General features: G+C 62.2%; 16 protein-coding genes, 1 tRNA gene and 1 pseudogene. 9 read left to right on the top strand and 9 right to left on the bottom strand.

What is annotated here, in order from left to right; all coding sequences use genetic code 11:
- The first annotated feature begins 108 nt into the window (after window positions 1–108).
- Both BMY71_RS19510 and BMY71_RS19505 read left to right on the top strand, forming a co-directional pair.
- The gene (locus tag BMY71_RS19510) at window positions 109–1,434 is read left to right on the top strand and encodes an MFS transporter (RefSeq protein ID WP_092685826.1); all 1,326 of its coding nucleotides are present in this window, start codon (window positions 109–111) and stop codon (window positions 1,432–1,434) included.
- A 124-nt stretch (window positions 1,435–1,558) separates the two neighbouring features.
- Window positions 1,559–1,819 (top strand): annotated as a pseudogene (locus BMY71_RS19505) (molybdenum storage protein subunit alpha); the annotation flags it as partial.
- A 63-nt stretch (window positions 1,820–1,882) separates the two neighbouring features.
- On the opposite strand, the gene BMY71_RS19500 reads toward BMY71_RS19505, so the two are convergent.
- Entirely contained in the window at window positions 1,883–2,782 is a 900-nt protein-coding gene (locus tag BMY71_RS19500) for a LysR substrate-binding domain-containing protein (RefSeq protein ID WP_092685825.1), read from the bottom strand.
- 142 nt (window positions 2,783–2,924) lie between these two features.
- Here BMY71_RS19500 and BMY71_RS19495 point away from each other — a divergent pair, with 142 nt between their 5' ends.
- Entirely contained in the window at window positions 2,925–3,494 is a 570-nt protein-coding gene (locus BMY71_RS19495; RefSeq protein WP_244526115.1) for a sugar ABC transporter, read from the top strand.
- Window positions 3,495–3,850: 356 nt separating this feature from the next.
- Here the strand turns inward: BMY71_RS19495 and BMY71_RS19490 are convergent, their stop codons facing one another.
- The 7 genes from BMY71_RS19490 to BMY71_RS19460 form a co-directional block, all read right to left on the bottom strand.
- Window positions 3,851–5,434 (bottom strand): ABC-F family ATP-binding cassette domain-containing protein, encoded by a 1,584-nt coding sequence (locus tag BMY71_RS19490; RefSeq protein ID WP_092685823.1) that lies wholly within the window; start codon window positions 5,432–5,434, stop codon window positions 3,851–3,853.
- A gap of 1,707 nt (window positions 5,435–7,141) precedes the next feature.
- A complete protein-coding gene (locus tag BMY71_RS19485; protein WP_092685822.1) occupies window positions 7,142–9,442 on the bottom strand; it encodes an nSTAND3 domain-containing NTPase in 2,301 nt (766 codons plus the stop codon).
- 324 nt (window positions 9,443–9,766) lie between these two features.
- Window positions 9,767–11,749: a DUF3732 domain-containing protein gene (locus BMY71_RS19480; RefSeq protein ID WP_092685821.1), complete on the bottom strand. Its 1,983-nt coding sequence runs from the start codon at window positions 11,747–11,749 to the stop codon at window positions 9,767–9,769.
- Window positions 11,749–12,237, bottom strand: a complete 489-nt coding sequence (locus BMY71_RS19475; protein WP_092685820.1) for a three component ABC system middle component — start codon at window positions 12,235–12,237, stop codon at window positions 11,749–11,751. The genes BMY71_RS19480 and BMY71_RS19475 overlap by 1 nt, the downstream gene beginning before the upstream one ends.
- On the bottom strand, window positions 12,238–13,410 hold the full coding sequence (locus BMY71_RS19470) for an ABC-three component system protein (RefSeq protein WP_092685819.1): 1,173 nt from the start codon (window positions 13,408–13,410) through the stop codon (window positions 12,238–12,240).
- Window positions 13,411–13,823: 413 nt separating this feature from the next.
- Window positions 13,824–13,913: transfer RNA gene (locus BMY71_RS19465), tRNA-Ser, on the bottom strand.
- Between the two features lie 287 nt (window positions 13,914–14,200).
- Window positions 14,201–15,349 (bottom strand): ROK family protein, encoded by a 1,149-nt coding sequence (locus BMY71_RS19460; protein WP_092685818.1) that lies wholly within the window; start codon window positions 15,347–15,349, stop codon window positions 14,201–14,203.
- Window positions 15,350–15,686: 337 nt separating this feature from the next.
- Here BMY71_RS19460 and rplU point away from each other — a divergent pair, with 337 nt between their 5' ends.
- The 5 genes from rplU to BMY71_RS25010 all read left to right on the top strand — a co-directional run bounded on the left by rplU (window position 15,687) and on the right by BMY71_RS25010 (window position 17,845).
- Window positions 15,687–16,073, top strand: coding sequence for a 50S ribosomal protein L21 (gene rplU / locus BMY71_RS19455; RefSeq protein ID WP_092685870.1), 387 nt, complete (start codon window positions 15,687–15,689; stop codon window positions 16,071–16,073).
- 81 nt (window positions 16,074–16,154) lie between these two features.
- On the top strand, window positions 16,155–16,427 hold the full coding sequence (gene rpmA, locus BMY71_RS19450) for a 50S ribosomal protein L27 (protein WP_011501013.1): 273 nt from the start codon (window positions 16,155–16,157) through the stop codon (window positions 16,425–16,427).
- Between the two features lie 136 nt (window positions 16,428–16,563).
- Complete coding sequence (locus BMY71_RS19445) at window positions 16,564–17,163, top strand: GNAT family N-acetyltransferase (protein ID WP_092685817.1); 600 nt, start codon at window positions 16,564–16,566, stop codon at window positions 17,161–17,163.
- Window positions 17,164–17,363: 200 nt separating this feature from the next.
- A complete protein-coding gene (locus BMY71_RS25015; RefSeq protein ID WP_011501011.1) occupies window positions 17,364–17,540 on the top strand; it encodes a hypothetical protein in 177 nt (58 codons plus the stop codon).
- 131 nt (window positions 17,541–17,671) lie between these two features.
- Window positions 17,672–17,845 carry a hypothetical protein gene (locus BMY71_RS25010; RefSeq protein WP_175557727.1) on the top strand — a complete coding sequence of 58 codons (174 nt, stop codon included), beginning with the start codon at window positions 17,672–17,674 and terminating at the stop codon, window positions 17,843–17,845.
- Here the strand turns inward: BMY71_RS25010 and BMY71_RS19440 are convergent.
- Window positions 17,842–18,762, bottom strand: coding sequence for a DMT family transporter (locus BMY71_RS19440; RefSeq protein ID WP_092685869.1), 921 nt, complete (start codon window positions 18,760–18,762; stop codon window positions 17,842–17,844). The genes BMY71_RS25010 and BMY71_RS19440 overlap by 4 nt on opposite strands.
- A 178-nt stretch (window positions 18,763–18,940) precedes the next feature.
- On the opposite strand from BMY71_RS19440, the gene obgE reads away from it, so the two are divergent.
- A complete protein-coding gene (gene obgE / locus BMY71_RS19435) occupies window positions 18,941–20,002 on the top strand; it encodes a GTPase ObgE (protein ID WP_011501009.1) in 1,062 nt (353 codons plus the stop codon).
- The last annotated feature ends 152 nt before the right edge of the window (window positions 20,003–20,154 follow it).

Genomic DNA, 20,154 nt, shown 5'->3' with positions numbered 1-20,154 from the left:
CAATTTGTCCAATGTTGCGGTGCGGGATCACCGCTCAAACAGGGACAGGATCGTCATGCCATTGAGAGGCGGTCGCAGAGATTCAATTGTTCCAACGGCAGAGCGGTGATGACAGATACGACGACGGCGGGACTCGGCTCTGATCCGGCGCGCAAGCACGTCAATCCCGGCGAAATCGCCATCGGCGTCATCATCGGCCGCACCGCCGAGTTCTTCGACTTCTTCGTCTATGCGATCGCGTCGGTGATCGTGTTTCCACGGCTGGTGTTCCCGTTCGCCAGCGAGCTGACCGGCACGCTGTATTCGTTCGCGATCTTCGCCATCGCCTTCATCGCCCGGCCGCTTGGCACCGTGATCTTCATGGCGATCGACCGCCGCTACGGCAAAAGCGCGAAGCTGATCCTCGCGATGCTGTTGCTCGGCACCGCGACGGTCGCGATCGCGTTCCTGCCCGGCTATTACGAGATCGGCGCGGCGGCGATCTGGCTGCTGGCGCTGGCGCGCGCGGCCCAAGGCCTCGCCTGGGGCGGCGCCTGGGACGGTCTGGCGTCGCTGCTGGCGCTCAACGCGCCGAAACAGCAGCGCGGCTGGTACGCGATGGTGCCGCAGCTCGGCGCGCCGCTCGGCCTGATCGTGGCGAGCGCGCTGTTCGCCTATTTCGCCGGGAATCTGTCTTCGGAAGACTTCTTCGGCTGGGGCTGGCGCTACCCGTTCTTCGTCGCCTTCGCGATTAACGTCGTCGCGCTGTTCGCGCGGCTGCGTATGGTGGTGACGCCGGAATATTCGTCGCTGTTCGAAAGCCGCGAATTGCAGCCCAGCCGCGTCCTCGACACGCTCCGCCACGACGGCCGCAACATTATCATCGGCGCTTTCGCGCCGCTGGCGAGCTTCGCGCTGTTCCATATGGTCACGGTGTTCCCGCTGTCCTGGGTGTTCCTGTTCACGCGCGAAAGCCCGGTGCGGTTCCTGATCATCGAGACCATCGGCGCAATGTTTGGCGTGGTGGCGATCATCGCGTCCGGCATGCTCGCCGATCGCATCGGCCGCAAGCCGCTGCTGATGGGCTCGGCGATCGCAATTGCGGTGTTCAGCGGCTTCGCCCCGCAGATGCTCGATGCCGGCCCGGTCGGCGAGACCGCCTATATGATCCTCGGCTTCATCCTGCTGGGATTGTCGTTCGGCCAGTCGTCCGGCGTGATCGCATCGAGCTTCCGGACTGCCTATCGCTACACCGCGTCGGCGCTGACCGCCGACCTCGCCTGGCTGTTCGGCGCCGGCTTCGCCCCGCTGGTCGCACTGCTGCTCGCCACCGATTTCGGCCTGATCTCGTCGGGCGCATACCTGCTGTCGGGCGCAGTGGTGACCATCCTGGCGCTGTGGATCAGCGGCCTGCGCGAATCCAACGAGTACCGCTCACCATCGGAATCGGAATAGCAAAGCCGCCATCTTCCAGGAAACCCGGATGAGAGCCCGCTGCCGCCGCGGGCACGCCGAGCGGCGAATCCGGTCTATCCAGCACCATACATTGCAATACCACCAGCGATTGACCGCCGCCGGCGCATTCCTGCCGATCGTGGACGAGCTGCGGAAGCTGCTGCCCGAACATCGCCTGCTGATCCTGACCGGCGCCGGCATCCGCGCGCACCATCTCTATGGCCTCGACCTTGACCTCGGCCTGCCGGTCGGCTCGCTCGCCCCGCTGGCCGCCAGCGAAGCCGGGCAGAACGGCCACATCCTCGCGTCGCTGCTCGCGCCGGACGGCGTGTCCTATGTCGAGCACCCGACCATCGCGAACCAGCTCGCGATCCACCTCACCGCGCCGACACCGGCGGCTAGAGTTTTCCGGCTCTGTCACGAGTGGGCCAAGACACGCAGGCTGGCATCAAGGGGGTGACTCTGATGATCGCGCCTCCTTGAGAAGCCAATCTGCGAATACCTGTATTGGACCGTCACTCAATCGGATCGGCTCCGGCAGGATGAGGCAGAAGGTCTTGGAGATTGTCTTACCATCGGGCCAAGGCGCGACGAGGCGACCTTCCGCCAACTCGGTTTCGATATAGAGGCGCGGCACCAGTGCGACGCCGAGACCGACCAACGCGGCTTCGATTTGCATGGAGTGGAGATCGTAACGGGCACCAACCGCAGGATTGGTCAGCGTGATCCCCGTTTCCTGAGCATAGCGCTGCCAGGCGTCCGGGTTTTGACGCCGATGAAGGCGCGGCAGTTCATCAAGGGATGCCGCCTCTCCGCCTTTATCGAGAAGCGCCGGATGGCACACCGGGACGAGCGTCTCGTGCAGCAGCCGGTGCGTTCTCATTCCCGTCCAAGCAGGATGCTCGAAATGGATCGCAGCATCGAAACCGCTTCCGGTCAGCACAAAAGGCTCCATCCGTTCGGCAAGGTGCACGATGATGTTCGGGTTCTTTTCCCGGAACCGTGCCAGGCGGGGAATGAGCCATCGGGCGGCAAAGGTCGGGATGGTGGCGATGTCGAGGCTCGCGCCGTCGCTGGGCTGCCCCATCAGATATTGGCTGTCACGCTCCAGCCGGTCGAGTGACTCGCGGACCTGAAGCGCATAACGCTCTCCATTCGGCAAAAGCCGCACGCGATTGCCGACCCGCTCGAACAGCGTGACGCCGAGGAATGCCTCCAGCCGGCCTATCTGGCGGCTGATCGCCCCTTCGGTCAGGGCCAGTTCGTCGGCCGCGCGAGCGAAGCTCCCATGACGAGCAGACGCCTCGAACGCCATGAGGGCGGAATTGCTGGGAATCTTGCGGCGCATGACGGCTCCTCACACGATGGTTCGCACGATCCGCCGCCACCTTGATATTTGATCACTGAAGCATGATCCGCTGTCGGTATACTAGGTATGGATTGGCAGTCTATCATGAGGAAATAGCAACGATAGACAGGCCGGAAGCACCGTGCTTGCGGTCGAAGGTGGTGCATTGATCTATACGGTGGAATGCAGCTTTGCCGATCCGGGCAGCGAAGCGGAATGGAATGACTTTTACAGCCTGGACAAGCTGCCCGCCCTGATTTCGGTGAGCGGTTTCCACACCTCGCAGCGTTTCAAGGCGTTGAGCCGTGGCTGCCCGGTCTATCTCGCCGTTCATTCGATCGACGGCCTCGACATCCTGACGGGTGAGGAATACCGCCAGAAGGGCGGCGGCAACTTTGCACGCTGGCAGCAGCACATCACCGACTGGCACCGGAACCTCTACAGCGGCGTCGAGCGCGCGCCAGCCGTTGGCGAGGGCGAATATCTGGCGTTGATCGCAACAGGCCCCGAACCTCTGATCCGGCTTGGCCTCACCCCCTATGCGATGCAGGCGGTCGCCATGGAGAAGTTCCCGGAATATCGCTGGCTCGCCACTGTGGAGCGCGGCAAGGCGCCTCATATCGAGCAACTACCGGAAGGTGTCCATGTCTATGCGCCGATGACGGCGCAATTGACGCGTGCAGATGACGCTGCCTTCGAGAAGGCACGGTAGGCCCCAATGCCGAATGTCACGCTGCATCCCGGCAGACAGGATGCCCCGGACGACACTTACCGAGCGCGCATTGCAGCCCAATCTACGTGATCGAGGGCTGCAGCTTCCATCAGGGTGCGGGCGAAATCCGAGCGAAATCCGCCTTGGAAGTCCATGCGGCAATCTGCGGCGAATGCGTAGCCATCGCGCGATAGCGTGCAATCGGCGGAACTGGCGGACCACGAACGACGAAACGGAGAACTACGTCTACTCTATAGCCCTCCCGAACAGGGGCCATGGGAGTTTGGCTCAAATTGGTTGTAAGCTTGCTATTGCCGCGACATCGTCGGCGACGGCAGCGATGCGGGACGAAGCGATCATTCCCGCAGATGTATCGTTCTGTCCGGCGCGAGCGATCTAAGGAACGCCTCGTCATGGCTGATGACCAGCACCGCGCCATCATAGGCTTTGAGCGCGGCCTCCAGGGCGGCGATGCCGTCGAGATCGAGGTGATTGGTCGGTTCGTCCAACATCAGCAACATAGGCGGGGGCGTGGCCCCGAGGGCACAGGCGAGACCGGCACGCAAGCGCTCGCCTCCGCTCAATTCGTCGGTGCGGCGCAAGGCATCGCCTGCGCGGAAACCAAACCGGGCCAGTGCCGCATGGGCCGCATGGGCGTCCGCCGCAGGGTTCAGGTGCAGGAAATTCTCGCGCAAGGTCCGCGCCGGATCGAGTAACGCGACATGCTGATCCAGCAGCGCGAACGGGACCATCAGGTCCACCAGCCCGCGCTGCGGCACAATCTGGCCCGCTATCAGCGCTAGAAGCGTGGTCTTACCACTGCCGTTCGGCCCGGCAATGACGATACGCTCCGGGCCGGCTATGGCCAGCGAGAGATCGTTGATAACAGGGTGGGCAGGATCATATCCGCCTGTCACTCCATTCAGCCGCAATACCGTCCTGCCGGGCGCAAGGCCGGTCGGGGGAATGTCCATGCGCAGTGGTTGCAGGACTTCGATCTTCTCGCGCGCGGCGGACAGTACCTCATCTGCCGCGACGCGTCGGGCATCGCGCAGGCGAGCACCCGCGCCGCCCGAAGCTTCGGCCCGACCCTTGGCGGCATCCATCAGGATTTTCGGCTGATCGCCCTTGGCCCGGGCTTTGTGTCCTGCGCTGTTTTTGCGCGCCTTGCGCTCTGTGGCCCGTTGCGCGCGGCGGGCGATGTCCTTGCTGGACTTCTCCGCATGGGCGAGATCGCGCGCCGCCGTGTCCAGTTCTGCTGCCTTGCGATGCCGGAAGGTGCTGTAATTCCCGCCATATCGCGTTGCCCCGAGGGAGGTCAGTTCGATGATGGCGTCCATTTCCTCCAGAAGCTCGCGATCATGGCTGACGATGATCGCACCACCTGTCCAGCCCCGAATGAGTTCAATCATCGCCCTGCGCCCGTCACGGTCGAGATTGTTCGTCGGCTCGTCCAGCAACAGGAAATCCGGCTCCGCAAGGACCAAAGCAGCGAGGGCAGCACGGCTGCGCTGGCCACCTGATAGCGTCACCAGATGCGTCTGCGGCTCGGCGGACAGGCCACACCGCAAAAGCGCGGCCTCGATCCGCGCGGGCAATGGCCAGTCCGCATCGGCCAGTTCGTTGGTATCCGCAAGCCCCGCCTCGGCGCGATTCAGCAGGTCGAGCGCAGGGCGGACGTCGAACAAATCGGCGATGGTGTCGTCAGGCTGCTCCATTGCATCCTGCCGCATCATCGCGATGGCACCCGATACCTGCACCTGACCCGAAGCGGGAAGCATCTCGCCCGAGATCAGGCGCAGAAGAGTGCTTTTGCCGATGCCATTGCGTCCGACAATGCCGGTGCGTTCAGGCCCGAATGTCAGGTTGAGGTCATTGAAAAGCGGCGTGCCGTCGGGCGTGGACCAAGACAGGCTGGACAGGGAAACGAATGCAGGCATGAGACAGAACTTCTCGCGGCGAAACCGAAGGGGTTAACCGGGGGGCCGAGGCCAATAAAATCGGGCACTTTCGAGGGCGTCCGAGGTGCGCAGAGGCGATCAAAACGGCTCCAAGGCGGTCCGCCGACCCCGATTTGGTACGATTTCCGTACGGTCGCCCCCGTCGTCCCAGGCCGTCAGAGGCCTGCTCGGGCAGAGAGCGCCTGAACCAGCAGAGCGTAACGTGAGGCTCGGGAGCAACCCCAAGGGCCTCTCCGGCGCCGACTAGGCGCCTGCCGGTCTGATCAGGCTGAGCGGCCTCCAGAGGCGCGGTTGGTCCCGCTGCCGCCGCCCGCCTCGGTAGCGCGAGCGGCACCCACTTGGTGGAGCGGCCCGTCACGCCCGAGCAAGACATTGCAGCGCTGACCCGGCCGCCATCTCCCGAGCGTTCACGATGTGCGGGGAACCAGCGCGGTGGGCGATTTCGACGTCTAGGTCTATTACAGGACCTAGATACCTTCGTCTCCAGGCGATCAACCTAGATTACTTCGATGACACAAATCGTGATTGAAAAGGCTGGAGATAGCTTCCGCCCGCTCGGATAGTGTTCGTACGTAATAACTAATATCGAACACCGCTATTTGCGTAATCTTTTCAAGGACTCGCTTGCGATCCCATCCGGATTGATCGGCTCCGGTATCGCTGTGACTTCCTGCGTCCGTTACCCGCAATCACTCACGATCGACTCGGCGGCGGTCCTCGCCCTCCATCCCGTCGCTATCGGTACGACGGCGGTCGGATATCGAATCCTTGATCCGATGAAAGGCACTTTCCGGCACGAGGGGCCGCTCCAGCTTGGGCGGCCAGAAGATCGACACGCCCTATCGACTGGTGTCGTGAAATCGTTGATTTCTCATCGGTGGCCGGTCGGAAAAGTTGGCGGCTCGCCAGCCAACCATTTTTTGACCATCGTAAGAGTTCGCCGGAAATGCCGCGCCCGCTTCGTAAGAACGAGCGAAGTCTTCGTGCATCTGCAACGAGACTGGACGGTAGGCTCCATAGCCATTAGTCAGCCGCACGGCCGTACCATCGAAACGGCGATATACGCTCCGCACAATTCCGAAACCGCCCCGATCTCAGTCGGCTTACTAATTCGAAATTCTGACAGCGAACGCGAAGATTCACGCTAAATATAAGTGGGGCAGCAACGACTGTTCCCCGGACAATCGGACTTTACCGACAGGAAGATAAAGAAAGGAGGACCACATGGAAATCATGGGACACCTCTTCTTGATCGCTGGCTATAGCCTTCTGATCTTGAAGCATCTCATCGGCCTTTAATGGTCATGACCTGCTTTTCGCAATGCTGATGGCCTGACAAGCCCGACGCGATCTCTCCGGTGGATGGCTCTGAGAACTGGCACGTCTCATCCAGCCCCGGAGACCTTCGCGGTCTCCCCTTTCCTAGCCATCGCCCTCAAAATCTCAGGAAGCTCGCTGTAATTGTTATGACACTGAAGATTGTCGGGCGATTTTTTGAGCGCGGTCGAATTCGGTCTTCCTAATCCACCGCCCCTAGAAACTACAGCGGACCCGGGCCGCTTCAAAATTGATGGACTTTTCGGTCATCTCATTTGCTGTGGGGAGGCGTTGCTAGCGCAGGAAACGGCAACGCGGACGAGCATTGCATTCGGATGGGCTACCCAAGCGCCGCCCAGCACCCACTTATCAGCTACGATCGTCACGGAGAGAGCCGAACATTTCCGAGACGCCGCGCTCGCTCGCGCGCTCGTCGCGCCACCGCTCCTTGTATTCGTCCTGCATATGGTCAGCATAGTCGTCCTCGCGCTCCTCGAATTCATCCTTGGCCTCCTCCGCTCTAGTGAGTAGGGACGATACATCTACTCCGAGCTGATCGCTGAATAGTTTTAGATCTTCCATTAGTTCATCGAACTGTTCGCGCGAACGGCATTCATGAAGTTCGTCTTGGAACATGGTGTGACCATACGCCTCGAATGCTCTTCGTGCCGCGGAAAGCGCTTCATTCGCGTCTGCCTCGGTGGTATCAATCGCCCCAATTACCTCGCGCAACTCGTCCGATCGGCATCCCTTCTGGACCTCTTCAATCAGTACTGTCTTGATCGAAGCCTTCATCTGGTCCAGTACGTTGGCATCGATTGACCGGGTGCTATCAAGCGCGCGGAGCGTTTCCACCGCGTCGCTGATGTCTGGCCGCTCCGTAGTCCACTCGTGCTGGATATGGGCGAAAAGCGGTTCGATGAGCGCCGCGATCTTGGGCGAGGCTAGCCGGTCTGACATATCGATCACCACTGCCAATCGGCGCTCGAATGTCGGCCCCCTGTAGCCTGCGGCTCCTTCGCTCGTGGCGAACCGGCGCGCCTTCACCATCAAGGTAGATATCGAAAACGCGAGCTGGTCAGCACCGTGCTGGAAAGCATCAAGCACCGCCCCGCCTTTTTCTGCCTTCGCAAAGGACCATACGCGCTCGATCTGAATAAACTCGTTCGCGGCTGCGACGACGTCGATCCCATTGTCGGGCGCGCGCCGCACCACCGCATTCAAAAGGTCGAGGACCGAAGGGTCGATGACTTCAACGCCATGGGTACCGAAAGGCTTGATAAAAGTACCTGCGATCTCACGTAGCGCCGATCTAAAATCCTCGGGACGGGTCGCGAACCCATAACGCTTCGCCCGATGATTGTGAAGCGCTGCAAATGAAGGCCTTAGGTCCATACCGACAGCCTTGCCACCCATAGAGAAGAGGACCATTAGCATGGTCCGGCCAGCGTCTGAAATCTCTTGTTCATAGGCGTGGCGCCAAATTTCCGATGGGTCGCGCAAGAGATTGTCGATGAAGGCTCGGTATTGCTCAACGGGGACATTGCGTAGCCGTCGAAAGCTCGAGAGCCACTCGATCAGCCGCGGATTGAATTTTTCGTGCTTAATGATGCGGAGATAATAGTCGTTCCGAAGAAGCTCGTGCTGATACGCGGCCGGCAAGTCGCTGAAATATAGATGATTGTAAAGGATTCGAGCCTTCTGGCCAAACGAGTAATTCGGCATCCGCAGGAAGACGCGAAGGTCATCGAGGTCAGAGTGGCGTAGCCGCTCTGATCGGTTCATCGCGTGCGCGTAGATATGCTCACGTGTCGTCAGGATCATTCTCGCTGTGGGCGTCGAGCGCACCATCGCAATGAAATCGAGTAGGGCTTTGTCGGTCGTGCCAGCAAGTGCGGCAGAGCGGTCGCCGAGGAATGTAGCGCCCATAAAATCGTCGAAGTAGAAGACCTGTGGCGTGGGGGGGTGAAAGAGAGCGAGACCTTCTTCGATGTCGCGCTGGATCAGCACGGCTTGGAAGCCGCGCTCAAGATGCTCGTAGAGCAATAGATTCGCGAGGGTTGACTTTCCCACGCCGGGCGGCCCCGCGACAACCACGACCCGCTCAGCGTTGAGTATCTTCAGTGCCTGAGGGTAGGCCGCACTTTGGACGTAGCGCCGAGCCTCGTTGTGAACTTGACGTGCCTTAAATTCGCTACGAGTGACCGCTGCATTTTGCAGTACACGGTCAAGAACCGCCCGGCTGGCAAGCCAAAGCTTGAAGTGATTGCCTTCGATCGATGGATGTTGACCGAGCAGATTGTTGAGATCCTCTTGGCCGATAACATCGCTGGGCGTCAGTGCATCGACGTCGAACAGATCGACGATCGCGTCCTTGTTCTTCGCTGACAGCGGCACAGAAGTCACCAGGAAGTAGCGGGTGGGTCGCAGTTGGCGGACCTTTTCGGCTTCTTTAGTCAACTCTCTCATCAAGCCCGCGAGTCCGGTCCTAAGGAAGTGCTTCACTTGGACGATGAGTTTGCCCGAGCCGGCGGCATAGCGCAGGTCCACGCCGCGATCCTTGCCACTCTTGAAGCTCTCGATCGTCACGCCCCAATGCGCTTGGAGGAGATCGCGGGCGAGAATTTCAAGGTCGTACGGCGAGAGTTGATGAAAATCGTAATCAGGCATGGCCCGCCGCTTGTTGTCTTTCCAAAGATCCGGCGCCCTTGACTAAAATGTCTGATCGGCTGCAAGGGGCATCCTCTGCAGTGTAGGCGCTAGTCTTGCGAGGTCAATTCCGCTTAGTTTTCAACAGGAGCCAGTGACGGCGCCAAACCGCTCAGATTCGACCTCCCGTGCGTGTTCAGCCAACCGTCCCGGCCCCGGTCGGTCGCGCGATGCTTGAACCGTCCGCGTCGGACTCCGTGAGGTCAGGAGTCGCGTAGTGGTGTCCGACGATCTCGCGGTAACGACGGAGCCTTCCTGCCCGGCCCGACGCGGAAATCCGGAGGGCTACACTCCGACGCCATCCGGTTCGCCTTCGTTATCAACCAGCCATTCGGTAGGCACGAGCTTTTCGGCACCCCGCCAGTGGTGGACCAGCGTTACGCCCTCGATATCGCCCCAGACGTCCTCGCCAGCATGGTCCAGGACGATCGCCTGCAACTGGCCCTTGGCCCGTACGATCTCCCTCCCCATGGCTTCGAACACCTTGCGCACGGCGGCGATGTCTTCGTCGCGCGATCGACCGAGGGGACTGACGGTGTCGGCGACGTCGAAGCCTCGCGGGAAGTAGACTTGGCTCGGCTGGTCGTAAATCAACAGGCCGGGGACAGGGTGGTTCACTTCGCCGGCGAAGAAGCGATGAAGGGCGAGCGTAACGGCGACGTGGTAGGCGAGCCAATTCGCGCCGCTGCCGATCTCCCATAGATAGTCTTCCCGCTCGGCGTGAATGACCTTGATCGTCAGATCGTTGACGACGAGCTGGATCGGCGCGTCAGGCCATTCGGCGTCCAGCGTTGGGATAATCGTCGCGGCGAATGTCTCAATCTGGCGTAGCGCGTTCTTCGTCTTGCGAGCGACCTGCCCTTCAGAGTAGACGCGTCGCAATTCCTCGATAGCCGTATTGAGTCGAGCCACTTCCTCGACCAGATCCGACCCCTCTTCGGACCGGTCGAACGACACCAGAGCCTGCTCGAGCCGGCCGATAAACCGCTCGATGCGGTCCTGCCGGTACGTGGCTTCCCGCACTTCCTCCGACCGTTGCTCCAGGAGGGAGATTTCCTGTCGGACGGCTGCAAGCCGGGCCGTGGCGGCTTCCACCTCGCCCCGTAACCTGAGCCGGTCCTTGTCGAACGCGTCCGACAGGCTGGGCTGAGTCCGCAGTTGCACCTCGATACCCGCCAGCGCCTCGGTCAGAGCGTCCAGCTTGTCCCTGCCGCCTTCGCCTAGAACGACGACAGGGTCGCCGGCGTCGTCCGCCCGGGCGCGCAGCCAGCCGGCGATATTGAGCCGGTCTCGTTGAATGCGGATAGCGGAACCGAAGGTCTCGCTTGTACTCAGGAGGCGCTGTATCTCGTTCAGCCTTTGCCTTTGATCGGCTAAATTCGCAGCGGCGTCGCTTTCCGCCTGGCGCAGGACGTGGAGCTGCTGCATCGACGGCTCGATCGAGCCGAGGGTGGCGAATGCCGCGCGCGTGTTCGTGCTGGTTGCGCGCCGCAGCAGATCGACCACTTCGTTCCATTCGGTCGGGATGACCGTATCGACCGGGAGTAGCCCAAATTCGATAGCGTTCCGCACCCAAGCCTGGGTCTCGGTCTGCCAGGCCCGGACTGCCGTCTTAGAGGCCTGCAGAGCCGCCTCCTTGCGCCGCAAATCGCGGGTCAGCCGCTCGATTTCCCAGCGCGCCGCCAGCATCTCTGGCGTCAGCGCCCCAACCACGTAGGGGAAGATCGCCTTCAGCTTCTCCCGGTGCTCGGTGGTGTCGGCATTGAAGTACAACACCATCGGGTTCGCGATGATGTATTGCGGCTGGAAAGTGAAGGCCATCAGATCGCGGAAGCCAACCCGCGCGATCTCTGCGTCCGGGTTCAACCCGAGCTGGGAGAGACCTGCGAGCCTGTCCAGCAGGCGTTTTACGGAGTCCGTGGTAGTATTCTTGGTAGGCGCTTCTGCAGGAAGCTCGACAGTGTCACCCTCCAGCACGAACATGTCGCCGGTCTGGCGCGCATCGCCTGGCTCTCGCCGCGCCAGCAGCTTTTGCCCCTCCATGGTTTCGACGATGACGCCGAACCACGAACAGGCCTTACGGATGGTGCCAACCGGAATGCTGCATTTCCCGGACGCGAGGCAGTAGTCGATGATCGGGATCACCGCCGATTTGCCGGTCTTCGACGCGCCGCTGATTACGTTGACCATCCCCGGCTCGAACTTGACCACCCGCGGAGGGTGGCCGGCCTTGGACCAGAGGATCAGCTTGAGGATCTGGAAGTGCATCAGGGTCGGACCTGCAGCAGGGAGAAGACTTGGCTCGCCGGCAGCCGGGCGAACCAACGGCCCAGCTTCTCAGCGCTCGCGACGTGGTACTTGAGCCGCTCGGGCAGCGGCGGCGGCTTGGCCTCGTTCGAACGGACCACGCCGGCGTCGTAGTCGATCTTCAGCAGCTTCCCCGAGACGCCCGCGCCGAGCGACTCGAGCGTCAGCCCGCGCATGGCGAGCGCTCGGTCATGGACCGCGAACAGTCGTTCGCGCTCTTCTCCCAGCTTGGCCACGAACTTTGCAAGACCAGAGCTTTGGTTCGTCGACCTGATCAAACGCATGGTCGGCCCATGCAGCACCAAGGGCAACGTTAGGAAAAACGACGTCAGGATGGGAAGGCCGCCGACATCTTCGGACTGATAGCCGCGCCCGAAATTCCACAGAAGAAGCGAACAGAATGCCGGATTTTGAACGAGCGCGACAGGCGATAGTTCTCTTTCGACCATCTAGCCTTGCTCCTCGGGGAAGAGAATTCGATATAATGGATGCCAGCCGACACGCCGTACGTCTGCCAAGCAGTTGAAAGCCCCAGCCACGAAGTGGTCCGGGAGAGTCCGACCGTCCAACGGCAGGGTCGTTTTCGTGCACTCCCGGTAGACCGCCCGCCCTCGAAACGGCTCGTCCTCGGCTGCGTGTGTGTCCTCGATCTCGTCTCGGACGATCCTGTGCCGACGCACTAGCTGGGCGTCGAGATCGTCTAGTGAATCCTCGACAATAATCCCTTCGTCCGCCCACAAGACTTTGTCTGCAGTGGTACGGAGATAATCGCTAACGGCCGTGACAAGCAGATCCTTGCTGGCGTTGATGGCCTGAAGCTGTCGGACAAACGTTGGGGCCACGCTGACCACGTGATGGATGGCGCTTGCAGCAGGTTCGGGCACCTTCGAAGTCAGCAGATTGGTCAGGTCGGATCGACGGACGAAGGTCTGGAATTGACGCCGGAAGTTAGTCGCCGAAAGAACTGGAGTTTGCTGGGCGCGAATGAGCTTGTCGATCCGATCTCGCGCCATGCCAACGGCGGCGGCGGTCAAGTCTTCCTGCGCCTCGGAAGGAACGCCTGCCCGGACATATTCCCGGACGCTCTCGACAGGGTCAGCTTCGACGATCAGTTGGAACCGTTCGATGATCACGCTGCAGATGGCATCGCCAGCCTTCAGAAACCTTGCTACTTGGTTGGCGCAGCCCACGTCAGGCCGTTCTGGGTCTATCAGCTTCTTAATCTTGGCAAGCGCGGCCGCGATGGCTTCCTTCTCAGTCGCCCTGTGAAGCTGCCCGACCAGTTTACCCGTCTTTGTTGGCGTGACGTACAGGCGAAAGTCGGTGGTGTTCGGGTCGATTTTTTGGCTGGCGCAGAGGTCCGACCAGTTGGCGAAGGACTTCCAAAGATCCTCGGCCCGGTCCGCCACCGGATTGCCGGTTGGGGCACTCTTGCACTGCTCAAGAAGAAGCGTTCCGTTTGCCCTGTGAACGCCGATATCGTCGAGATACTCGAGTGAGATAGTGTCGCCGTCGGGCGCCTTCAGCAGATGGTGGCACAGACGCAGTTGTTGGAGCGAGTACCCTAGGTACTGACCAACCGCCGTCGTCTTGAGGTGCTTCTCAACTTCGAGAAGGCTCATAGTTCGCCCTTACCATCAGGCGAAACGCTTCGAATCGCCCCCGATTGGACCTTAAAGGCTAACAATTCAGAGTTGAACTTCTAGAAGCCTTCATCGCTGCAAAGCTTGTTAGTTTGTCGCGAACGGCGGCATTCGACCACATTCGTGCGCTTGGTTTAAAGGTATTTAAACACCGCATATCTGTGGCAGCAAACCACAAACCTGGACGCGAACGAGGGGCGCAAACAGCCCCTCTGCCAGTGGGTCACTGGTCCAGTCCGCCCTCGCCTGACACGACCGCCCTCCCCAATCACAAGGGCGCTTGTCAGCTGGCCCCGGAGGCCAGACGATGCTACACAGACTGCTACACAGCCTCACTCAGGAGGCTGCAGAAAAGGCCTATTTTGCGGGGTTTTCGGCTCGCTCGAAGCAACTGGCGGAGAGGGAGGGATTCGAACCCCCGATAGGCTTGCACCTATGCCGCATTTCGAGTGCGGTGCATTCGACCACTCTGCCACCTCTCCGCGGCGCAACGCGGGCGATTCTGCCCGCGCGGTCGGCGATGTTCTAGGGGAGGCGCGCCGGATAGACAAGCCGGGAAAAGCGCGACCGGCCCGCGCCCGGCAGGTCCGACGCGGCCTGGCGGGACCTGGCACGGCGGCCCGGGACTGAATACAGCGCGGGCGCGCCCATGGCGGGAGCGGCTTGAGCATGATCCCGAAAAGTGGACACCGGTCTTCGGAAAAGATCATGCTTAAACAACAACCTAGAGCGGGATGACGATTCGAAGACAAGTCATCCTGCTCTGGCCTTACGCCTTCTCCTTGCGCTCCTTTTCCTTCTCCTTTTCCTTCTCCTTGGGCTTGTCGTCCTTGGCCTTGTCCTTTTTGGCCTTCTCCTTAGTTTTCCGGTTGGTGAAGCGGGCGTTGCCGAGGCCGGTGCCGATCGTCAGCACGCCCCAGCGGTCGAACTCCTGCATGAACGGCACTTCGCTCAGCCCCTGGGCGACGCCGTCATTGTGCATCAAGATCGCAGTGTCGTGGTCGCCGATCATCGGGATGCCCTCGATCAGGCTGCGCGGCAGGTGGAATTTGCTGCTTTCCCAATTGCCCGGCAGATTCTGGGCGCCCTTCTCGATCGAGCCGTCGGCATTGATCACGCCCGGGCAGGAAATCCCGATGAACGGCGCAAGCTTGAAGCCCTCCTTCTCGGCGTCTGCGATCAGGTCCTTGAGCATCTTGGTCAGCCGCTTCACCGCGCCTTCGCGGGTCGGCTCGTCCTCGGCGTGCCGCCACAGCTCGACTTTCCAGACCGAAGCCTTCGACAGATCCGGCGCCTTCTTCCAGAAGGTCTCGACCACGCCGCAGCGGATGTTCGAGCCGCCGATATCGACCGCCAGAATGCTGTCGTGGCCTTCGAAAATCCACGACGGCGCCAGATGCAGGCAGCCGATCAGCCCGGCTTCGTCCGGATCGAACCGGATCGGCACCAGATCGACCTTCAGCCCCTCGGATTTGAGCAGGATGTCGGTGCGCGCGATCGCCAGCTCGCCGACCCGGCTCTGGCGAAAGCCGCCGCCGACCACGATGCATTCGGTGTCGGCCCAGGCCTTGGTCTTGAGGAAGCGGCGGGTGACGAAGGCCAATTCCTGGGCGAATTCCTCGATCGCACCGTGCACCAGCGCAGCCGCACCGACGTCGTCGCCTTTCAGAATATCATCGAGCGTCCCCTTGGAGATTTCCTCGGTCGCCTTCTTGCCCAGCGGATCTTCGCCGTTCTTGCGCAGCGGCTTGCGGGAGGCGTCGAGGATGCGCTGGAATGCGCCCTTGCTGGCGCGGTCGCCGAGAAATCCGTCATCGTCCTTGAGCTCGATATTGTAGCTATCGACGTCGACGGACGGCAGTCGCTCGGCGCCGTGAACGGCGATGCCGGCGTGGGTGGTCAGCGTATCCTCGGCCATCGGTCATGTCCCCTGGTGTGAAAACCCGGTGACAACGATCGGGGAACCGGTTGGTTGCACCGCGCCGCGCCGTCTCTTGGGCAGCCGCTTCCCCTTGTGCGGACTCGGCTTTTGCCGCTTTCGTCTTGACTTGAAGCGGTCCGCGTCTATAAGTCCCGAACCCGGCGTGGGCAGGTCCCGCGCCGAATTGCTTTGTGCGGCTGGAGCCGAAGCCCCGTAGAGGGCGAAGCCATTCGCGCAGATTGAGGCGGCCTTTCAGGCCGCAACCCGCAAAGACTGAACAAGAAGCCGGCCCGGTTCACTCCGAGGCTGGGATCGAACACGAAGGATGAAAACGATGTTCGCAGTCATCAAGACCGGCGGCCGGCAGTACCGAGTCGTTCCGGATGATGTGCTCGAAGTAGGCAAGATCGAAGGCGAGGTCGGCACGATCGTGCAGCTCGGCGAGGTTCTGATGCTCGGCGGCGATACGCCGCAGCTCGGCCTGCCCACGGTTGCCGGCGCCAGCGTCGCAGCCGAAGTGCTGGACCACAAGCGCGGCCCGAAGGTGATCTCGTTCAAGAAGCGCCGGCGCAAGAATTCGAAGCGCAAGCGCGGCTACCGCGACGAAATCACGGTGCTGCGGATCACCGAGATCCTCGCCGACGGCAAGAAGCCCTCGGTCGGCCCGCGACCGAAGCGCGTCAAGGCTGAACCGGCTCCCGCGGCGGACGCGGCCGAGTAAGCCGCAGGCCACGAGATAAAAAGTGAGATGATTCCCTGACGGAATCGGTCTAGAGATCACTCGGAATTTTGGAGACGAGCCATGGCTCATAAAAAAGCGGGCGGTTCATCGCGAAACGGGCGTGATTCTGCGGGCAAGCGCCTCGGGATCAAGGCCTATGGCGGCGAATACGTGATTCCCGGCAACATCATCGCGCGTCAGCGCGGCACCACCTGGCACCCCGGCCTCAACGTCGGCATGGGCACGGATCACACCTTGTTCGCCAAGGTGGAAGGCCGCGTCGAATTCCGCGCCAAAGCCAACGGCCGCACCTTCGTATCGGTACTTCCGATTGCGGCAGAGGCGGCTGAATAGACGGTGGACTGAATATTGTGTCCGCCGGTCCTGTCAAACCGGCGGAGCACAAAAAGGGCTCCAGGGGAGGCGGGATTATCCGGCCTCCCCTTTTCGTTTTGCGTGATTTTTTTCGAAGCGCATTCAGGAGCCCGCCATGTTGCAGGAAATCCCGACCATCACGCCCTCGTTGCGCGAGGCGAGGGCTTGCGTCCTCGAGACCGGGCGGCTGACGCTGCGCAAACCGGTTCTCGCGGACGTAGCGGCCATCGCCTCGCTTGCGAACGACCGCCGTGTGGTGGAGATGACCCGCCGCATGCCGTTTCCCTACACCCGCGACGACGCTGCCCGCTTTGTCGGGTCGCTGGCGCACGGCCACGAGACCGTGTTCCTGATCGAGGCTGAGGATTTCGTGCCGGTCGGCATCGTCGGCGTCGATTGGAGCAACCGCGACGCGCCGGAGATCGGCTACTGGCTCGGCGTCCAGCACTGGGGCCGAGGCTACGCCACCGAGGCGGCGCGGGCAGTGATCGACTTCACCTTCGAGGAATATGCGATCAACCAGATGGTCTCCGCCGCACGCGTGATCAATCCGGCGTCGCGCAACGTGCTGGAGAAGTGCGGCTTCCAGTGGACCGGCGTCGAGCTGCACCGGATGGAGGCGATCAGTTCGTCGACTCCGGTCGACTGCTTCCGGCTGACGCGCGGCGTGTGGTCGTCGCTGAAAAGCTGGGGCACGACCAGACGCAGCCGCTGACGCGCTCGCGCTCGAAACGATAAAGTAGCAACGGCCGGGCTCGTCCCGGCCGTTGTCGTTTCGAGGTTCTGGGATCGATCGCTGCAAGTCGTGTTATTCGCGCTAGCAATGCTTAACCAGAACAGCGGACGCTGGGGTCTTCCCGAGTACGCAGCCCAGCCGCGATCGCTTAGCACGAGGCTCCAAACAGGGAGTTCGACATGCTTGCCCATCGTTACATCCAGGCCGTTCTGGCCCGCGACCTCGCCGAAGAAATCAAGCAGGACGCCGACGCGTTCGAAAAGTCCGAACGCGCGGTCCGCGCCGAGGAGCACCGGGAGCGCGCCGAGCAGTTGAGCTTCCGCTTCATCGATCTCGATCGACGCTTCGGAATATGACGCCGCGACGACCCGCTCGCGCGTTCGTAGACGTTTAACGTCACGATCAGTTTCGGCTTTGCAGGAACGCGGCGGCACCCGGCTTTAATCAGTTCGCTGTATGGAAATGTCAGACCCGAAAGGAGGTCACCATGTCCGACCATGCCGAACTGACGATCGTCGCGAGCGACGTTCGCGACCAATTCCGCCGGGACATCGAGGCGTTCGAAGCGCTCGAACGGCGCCTGCTCGCCGAAGAACGTCGCGAACGCGCGCGCGACCTCAGCGCGCGTTTCGTCGGCCTCAAACTGACGCTCGCCGATTAGGAGCGCTCGTTGATCTGCGGCGGTGCGTTTCCTGCCTTGCGTTCGCGCAGCGCCAGAAACAGCCCCGCGCCGATGATGACGACCACGCCGATCAGCGTCGACAGCGTCGGCAACTCGCCGAAAAACAGCCAGCCGAACGCGGCGGCAAAGCCGATCATCGTATATTGATACGGAACGACCACGCTCGCGGGCGCGAGCCGCAGCGAGCGGTTGACGCACAACAGCCCCGCCGCCGAGGCGACCCCCGCCAGCGCAAACCAGATCCAGTCGGCCGGGGCCGGCGTGATCCAGCCCGACGGCGCCATCAGCGCCGAGCCGAGCAGCGCGGTGCCGACGAATTGCTGCGACGCCAGCGCGATCTCCGGCGTCTGCCGAAGAAACCGCGTGATCAGCATCAGCGCCGCGAACAGGATGCTGGCCAGGATCGCGATCAGCGCCGGCCAGCTCATGGTCTGCGGCGACGGCTGCAGCGCGATCAGCACGCCGAGAAAGCCGATCAGGATCGCGATCATTTGTGGACGGTCGATCTTCTCGCCGAGAAACACCGCGGCGCCCACCGAGACGAACAGCGCCGAGGCCAGATAGAACGTGATGACGTCGGCGAGCGGCAGATACACCGTGGCGAGGAAGAACGCCGCGACCTCGAATGCCGAGATCAGCACCCGCACCAATTGCAGCCCCGGCCGCTCCAGCCGCGTGAACGCCGCACGCTGCCGCCAGATCAGCGGCGCGAGGACCACCAGGCCGGCGAACGCCCGCAGCAGCAGCAGTTGGCCGACCGGATAGGTCGCCACCACTTTCTTGCCGACCGCGTCTCCGAACGAAAACGCCAGCATCGCCAGCAGCATCAGGGCAATGCCGGCGGCCCGCGCGCCGTGTTCGTCGGGCCCGGTGGAGATTTTACGGAACAACCCCATATAACGAAGGCACCCTTGCGGACCGGACAGCGCGTTGGCGAGGCCGCTTATGACCCGGCGGTTCGCGCCGGCGCAAGGCCGATGGCCGGACGGATGCAGCGTCATATCGTGGCATCGCGGCCTCATACGGCGATCGAAGTGTTGCCGCGCCCCCTCCCCGTGCGATACGGATGGCCCCATGAAATTCCTCGATGAAGCTAAGGTTTACATCCGCTCCGGCGACGGCGGGAACGGTTGCGTGGCGTTCCGCCGCGAGAAGTTCATCGAGTTCGGCGGACCCAATGGCGGCAATGGCGGCCGTGGCGGCGACGTCGTGGTCGAGGCCGCCGATGGCCTCAACACCCTGATCGATTACCGCTACCAGCAGCACTTCAAGGCCCAGAAGGGCGTCAATGGCATGGGCAGCGACCGCCACGGCGCCAACGGCAAGGACATCGTGCTCAAGGTGCCGGTCGGCACCCAGATCATCGATGAAGACAAAGAGACGCTGCTCCACGACTTCACCAAGGTCGGCGAGCGGTTCGTGCTGGCCGAGGGCGGCAATGGCGGCTTCGGCAACGCGCATTTCAAGTCCTCGACTAATCGGGCGCCGCGCCACGCCAATCCCGGCCTGCCCGGCGAGGAGCGCTGGATCTGGCTGCGGCTGAAGCTGATCGCCGACGCCGGCTTGGTCGGCTTGCCGAACGCAGGCAAGTCGACGTTCCTGTCGAAGGTCAGCGCGGCAAAGCCGAAGATCGCCGACTATCCGTTCACCACCCTGCATCCGCAGCTCGGCGTGGTGAATTCGGACGGCCGCGAATTCGTGCTGGCCGACATCCCCGGACTGATCGAGGGCGCCCATGAAGGCGCCGGCCTCGGCGACCGCTTCCTCGGCCATGTCGAGCGCTGCCGGGTGTTGCTGCATCTGATTGACGCCACCTGCGAGCACGCCGGCAAGGCGTACAAGACGGTGCGCGGCGAGCTCGAGGCCTATGCCGACACGCTGACCGACAAGATCGAGATCGTCGCGCTGAACAAGATCGACGCCGTCGAGCCGGACGAACTCAAGAAGCAGAAGGACCGGCTGAAACGCGCCGCCAAGAAGACCCCCCTTCTGATCTCCGGCGTCACCGGCGCCGGCGTGCCGGAAGCGCTGCGCGCACTCGCCGCAGTGATCGGCGAAGCGCCGGTGTCCGACAAGGCGATCGGCACGGCGCAGAACGCCGCCGACGCCAAGCCGTGGGCGCCGCAGGACGTCTGAGGCGCAGAACGTCGGATCAGGCCCGTCCCGACGGTGTCGCCTTTGGCGAGCGCGGTCCGCAGCTTTCGCGTGTCGTGTTGATCCTCCGCGACATCGCGACCCTGGGCATCCAGCCGACACGGACCTGACGTCCTTTGAAGCGCTCGCCAGTG

It is taken from the genome of Rhodopseudomonas pseudopalustris, from assembly GCF_900110435.1.
In the GTDB taxonomy this organism is placed as follows: Bacteria; Pseudomonadota; Alphaproteobacteria; order Rhizobiales; family Xanthobacteraceae; genus Rhodopseudomonas; species Rhodopseudomonas pseudopalustris.
This window is presented reverse-complemented; position numbering and strand designations above follow the sequence as displayed.

Excerpts from the sequence above, each read along its gene's own strand:
- BMY71_RS19490 (WP_092685823.1), bottom strand. The coding sequence starts at position 5,434 with ATGCCTGCATTCGTTTCCCTGTCCAGCCTGTCTTGGTCCACGCCCGAC.
- BMY71_RS19460 (WP_092685818.1), bottom strand. The coding sequence starts at position 15,349 with ATGGCCGAGGATACGCTGACCACCCACGCCGGCATCGCCGTTCACGGC.
- BMY71_RS19470 (WP_092685819.1), bottom strand. The coding sequence starts at position 13,410 with ATGAGCCTTCTCGAAGTTGAGAAGCACCTCAAGACGACGGCGGTTGGT.
- rplU (WP_092685870.1), top strand. The coding sequence starts at position 15,687 with ATGTTCGCAGTCATCAAGACCGGCGGCCGGCAGTACCGAGTCGTTCCG.
- BMY71_RS19445 (WP_092685817.1), top strand. The coding sequence starts at position 16,564 with ATGTTGCAGGAAATCCCGACCATCACGCCCTCGTTGCGCGAGGCGAGG.
- BMY71_RS19440 (WP_092685869.1), bottom strand. The coding sequence starts at position 18,762 with ATGGGGTTGTTCCGTAAAATCTCCACCGGGCCCGACGAACACGGCGCG.
- BMY71_RS19475 (WP_092685820.1), bottom strand. The coding sequence starts at position 12,237 with ATGGTCGAAAGAGAACTATCGCCTGTCGCGCTCGTTCAAAATCCGGCA.
- rpmA (WP_011501013.1), top strand. The coding sequence starts at position 16,155 with ATGGCTCATAAAAAAGCGGGCGGTTCATCGCGAAACGGGCGTGATTCT.
- BMY71_RS19480 (WP_092685821.1), bottom strand. The coding sequence starts at position 11,749 with ATGCACTTCCAGATCCTCAAGCTGATCCTCTGGTCCAAGGCCGGCCAC.
- obgE (WP_011501009.1), top strand. The coding sequence starts at position 18,941 with ATGAAATTCCTCGATGAAGCTAAGGTTTACATCCGCTCCGGCGACGGC.
- BMY71_RS25015 (WP_011501011.1), top strand. The coding sequence starts at position 17,364 with ATGCTTGCCCATCGTTACATCCAGGCCGTTCTGGCCCGCGACCTCGCC.
- BMY71_RS19485 (WP_092685822.1), bottom strand. The coding sequence starts at position 9,442 with ATGCCTGATTACGATTTTCATCAACTCTCGCCGTACGACCTTGAAATT.
- BMY71_RS19500 (WP_092685825.1), bottom strand. The coding sequence starts at position 2,782 with ATGCGCCGCAAGATTCCCAGCAATTCCGCCCTCATGGCGTTCGAGGCG.
- BMY71_RS19510 (WP_092685826.1), top strand. The coding sequence starts at position 109 with ATGACAGATACGACGACGGCGGGACTCGGCTCTGATCCGGCGCGCAAG.
- BMY71_RS25010 (WP_175557727.1), top strand. The coding sequence starts at position 17,672 with ATGTCCGACCATGCCGAACTGACGATCGTCGCGAGCGACGTTCGCGAC.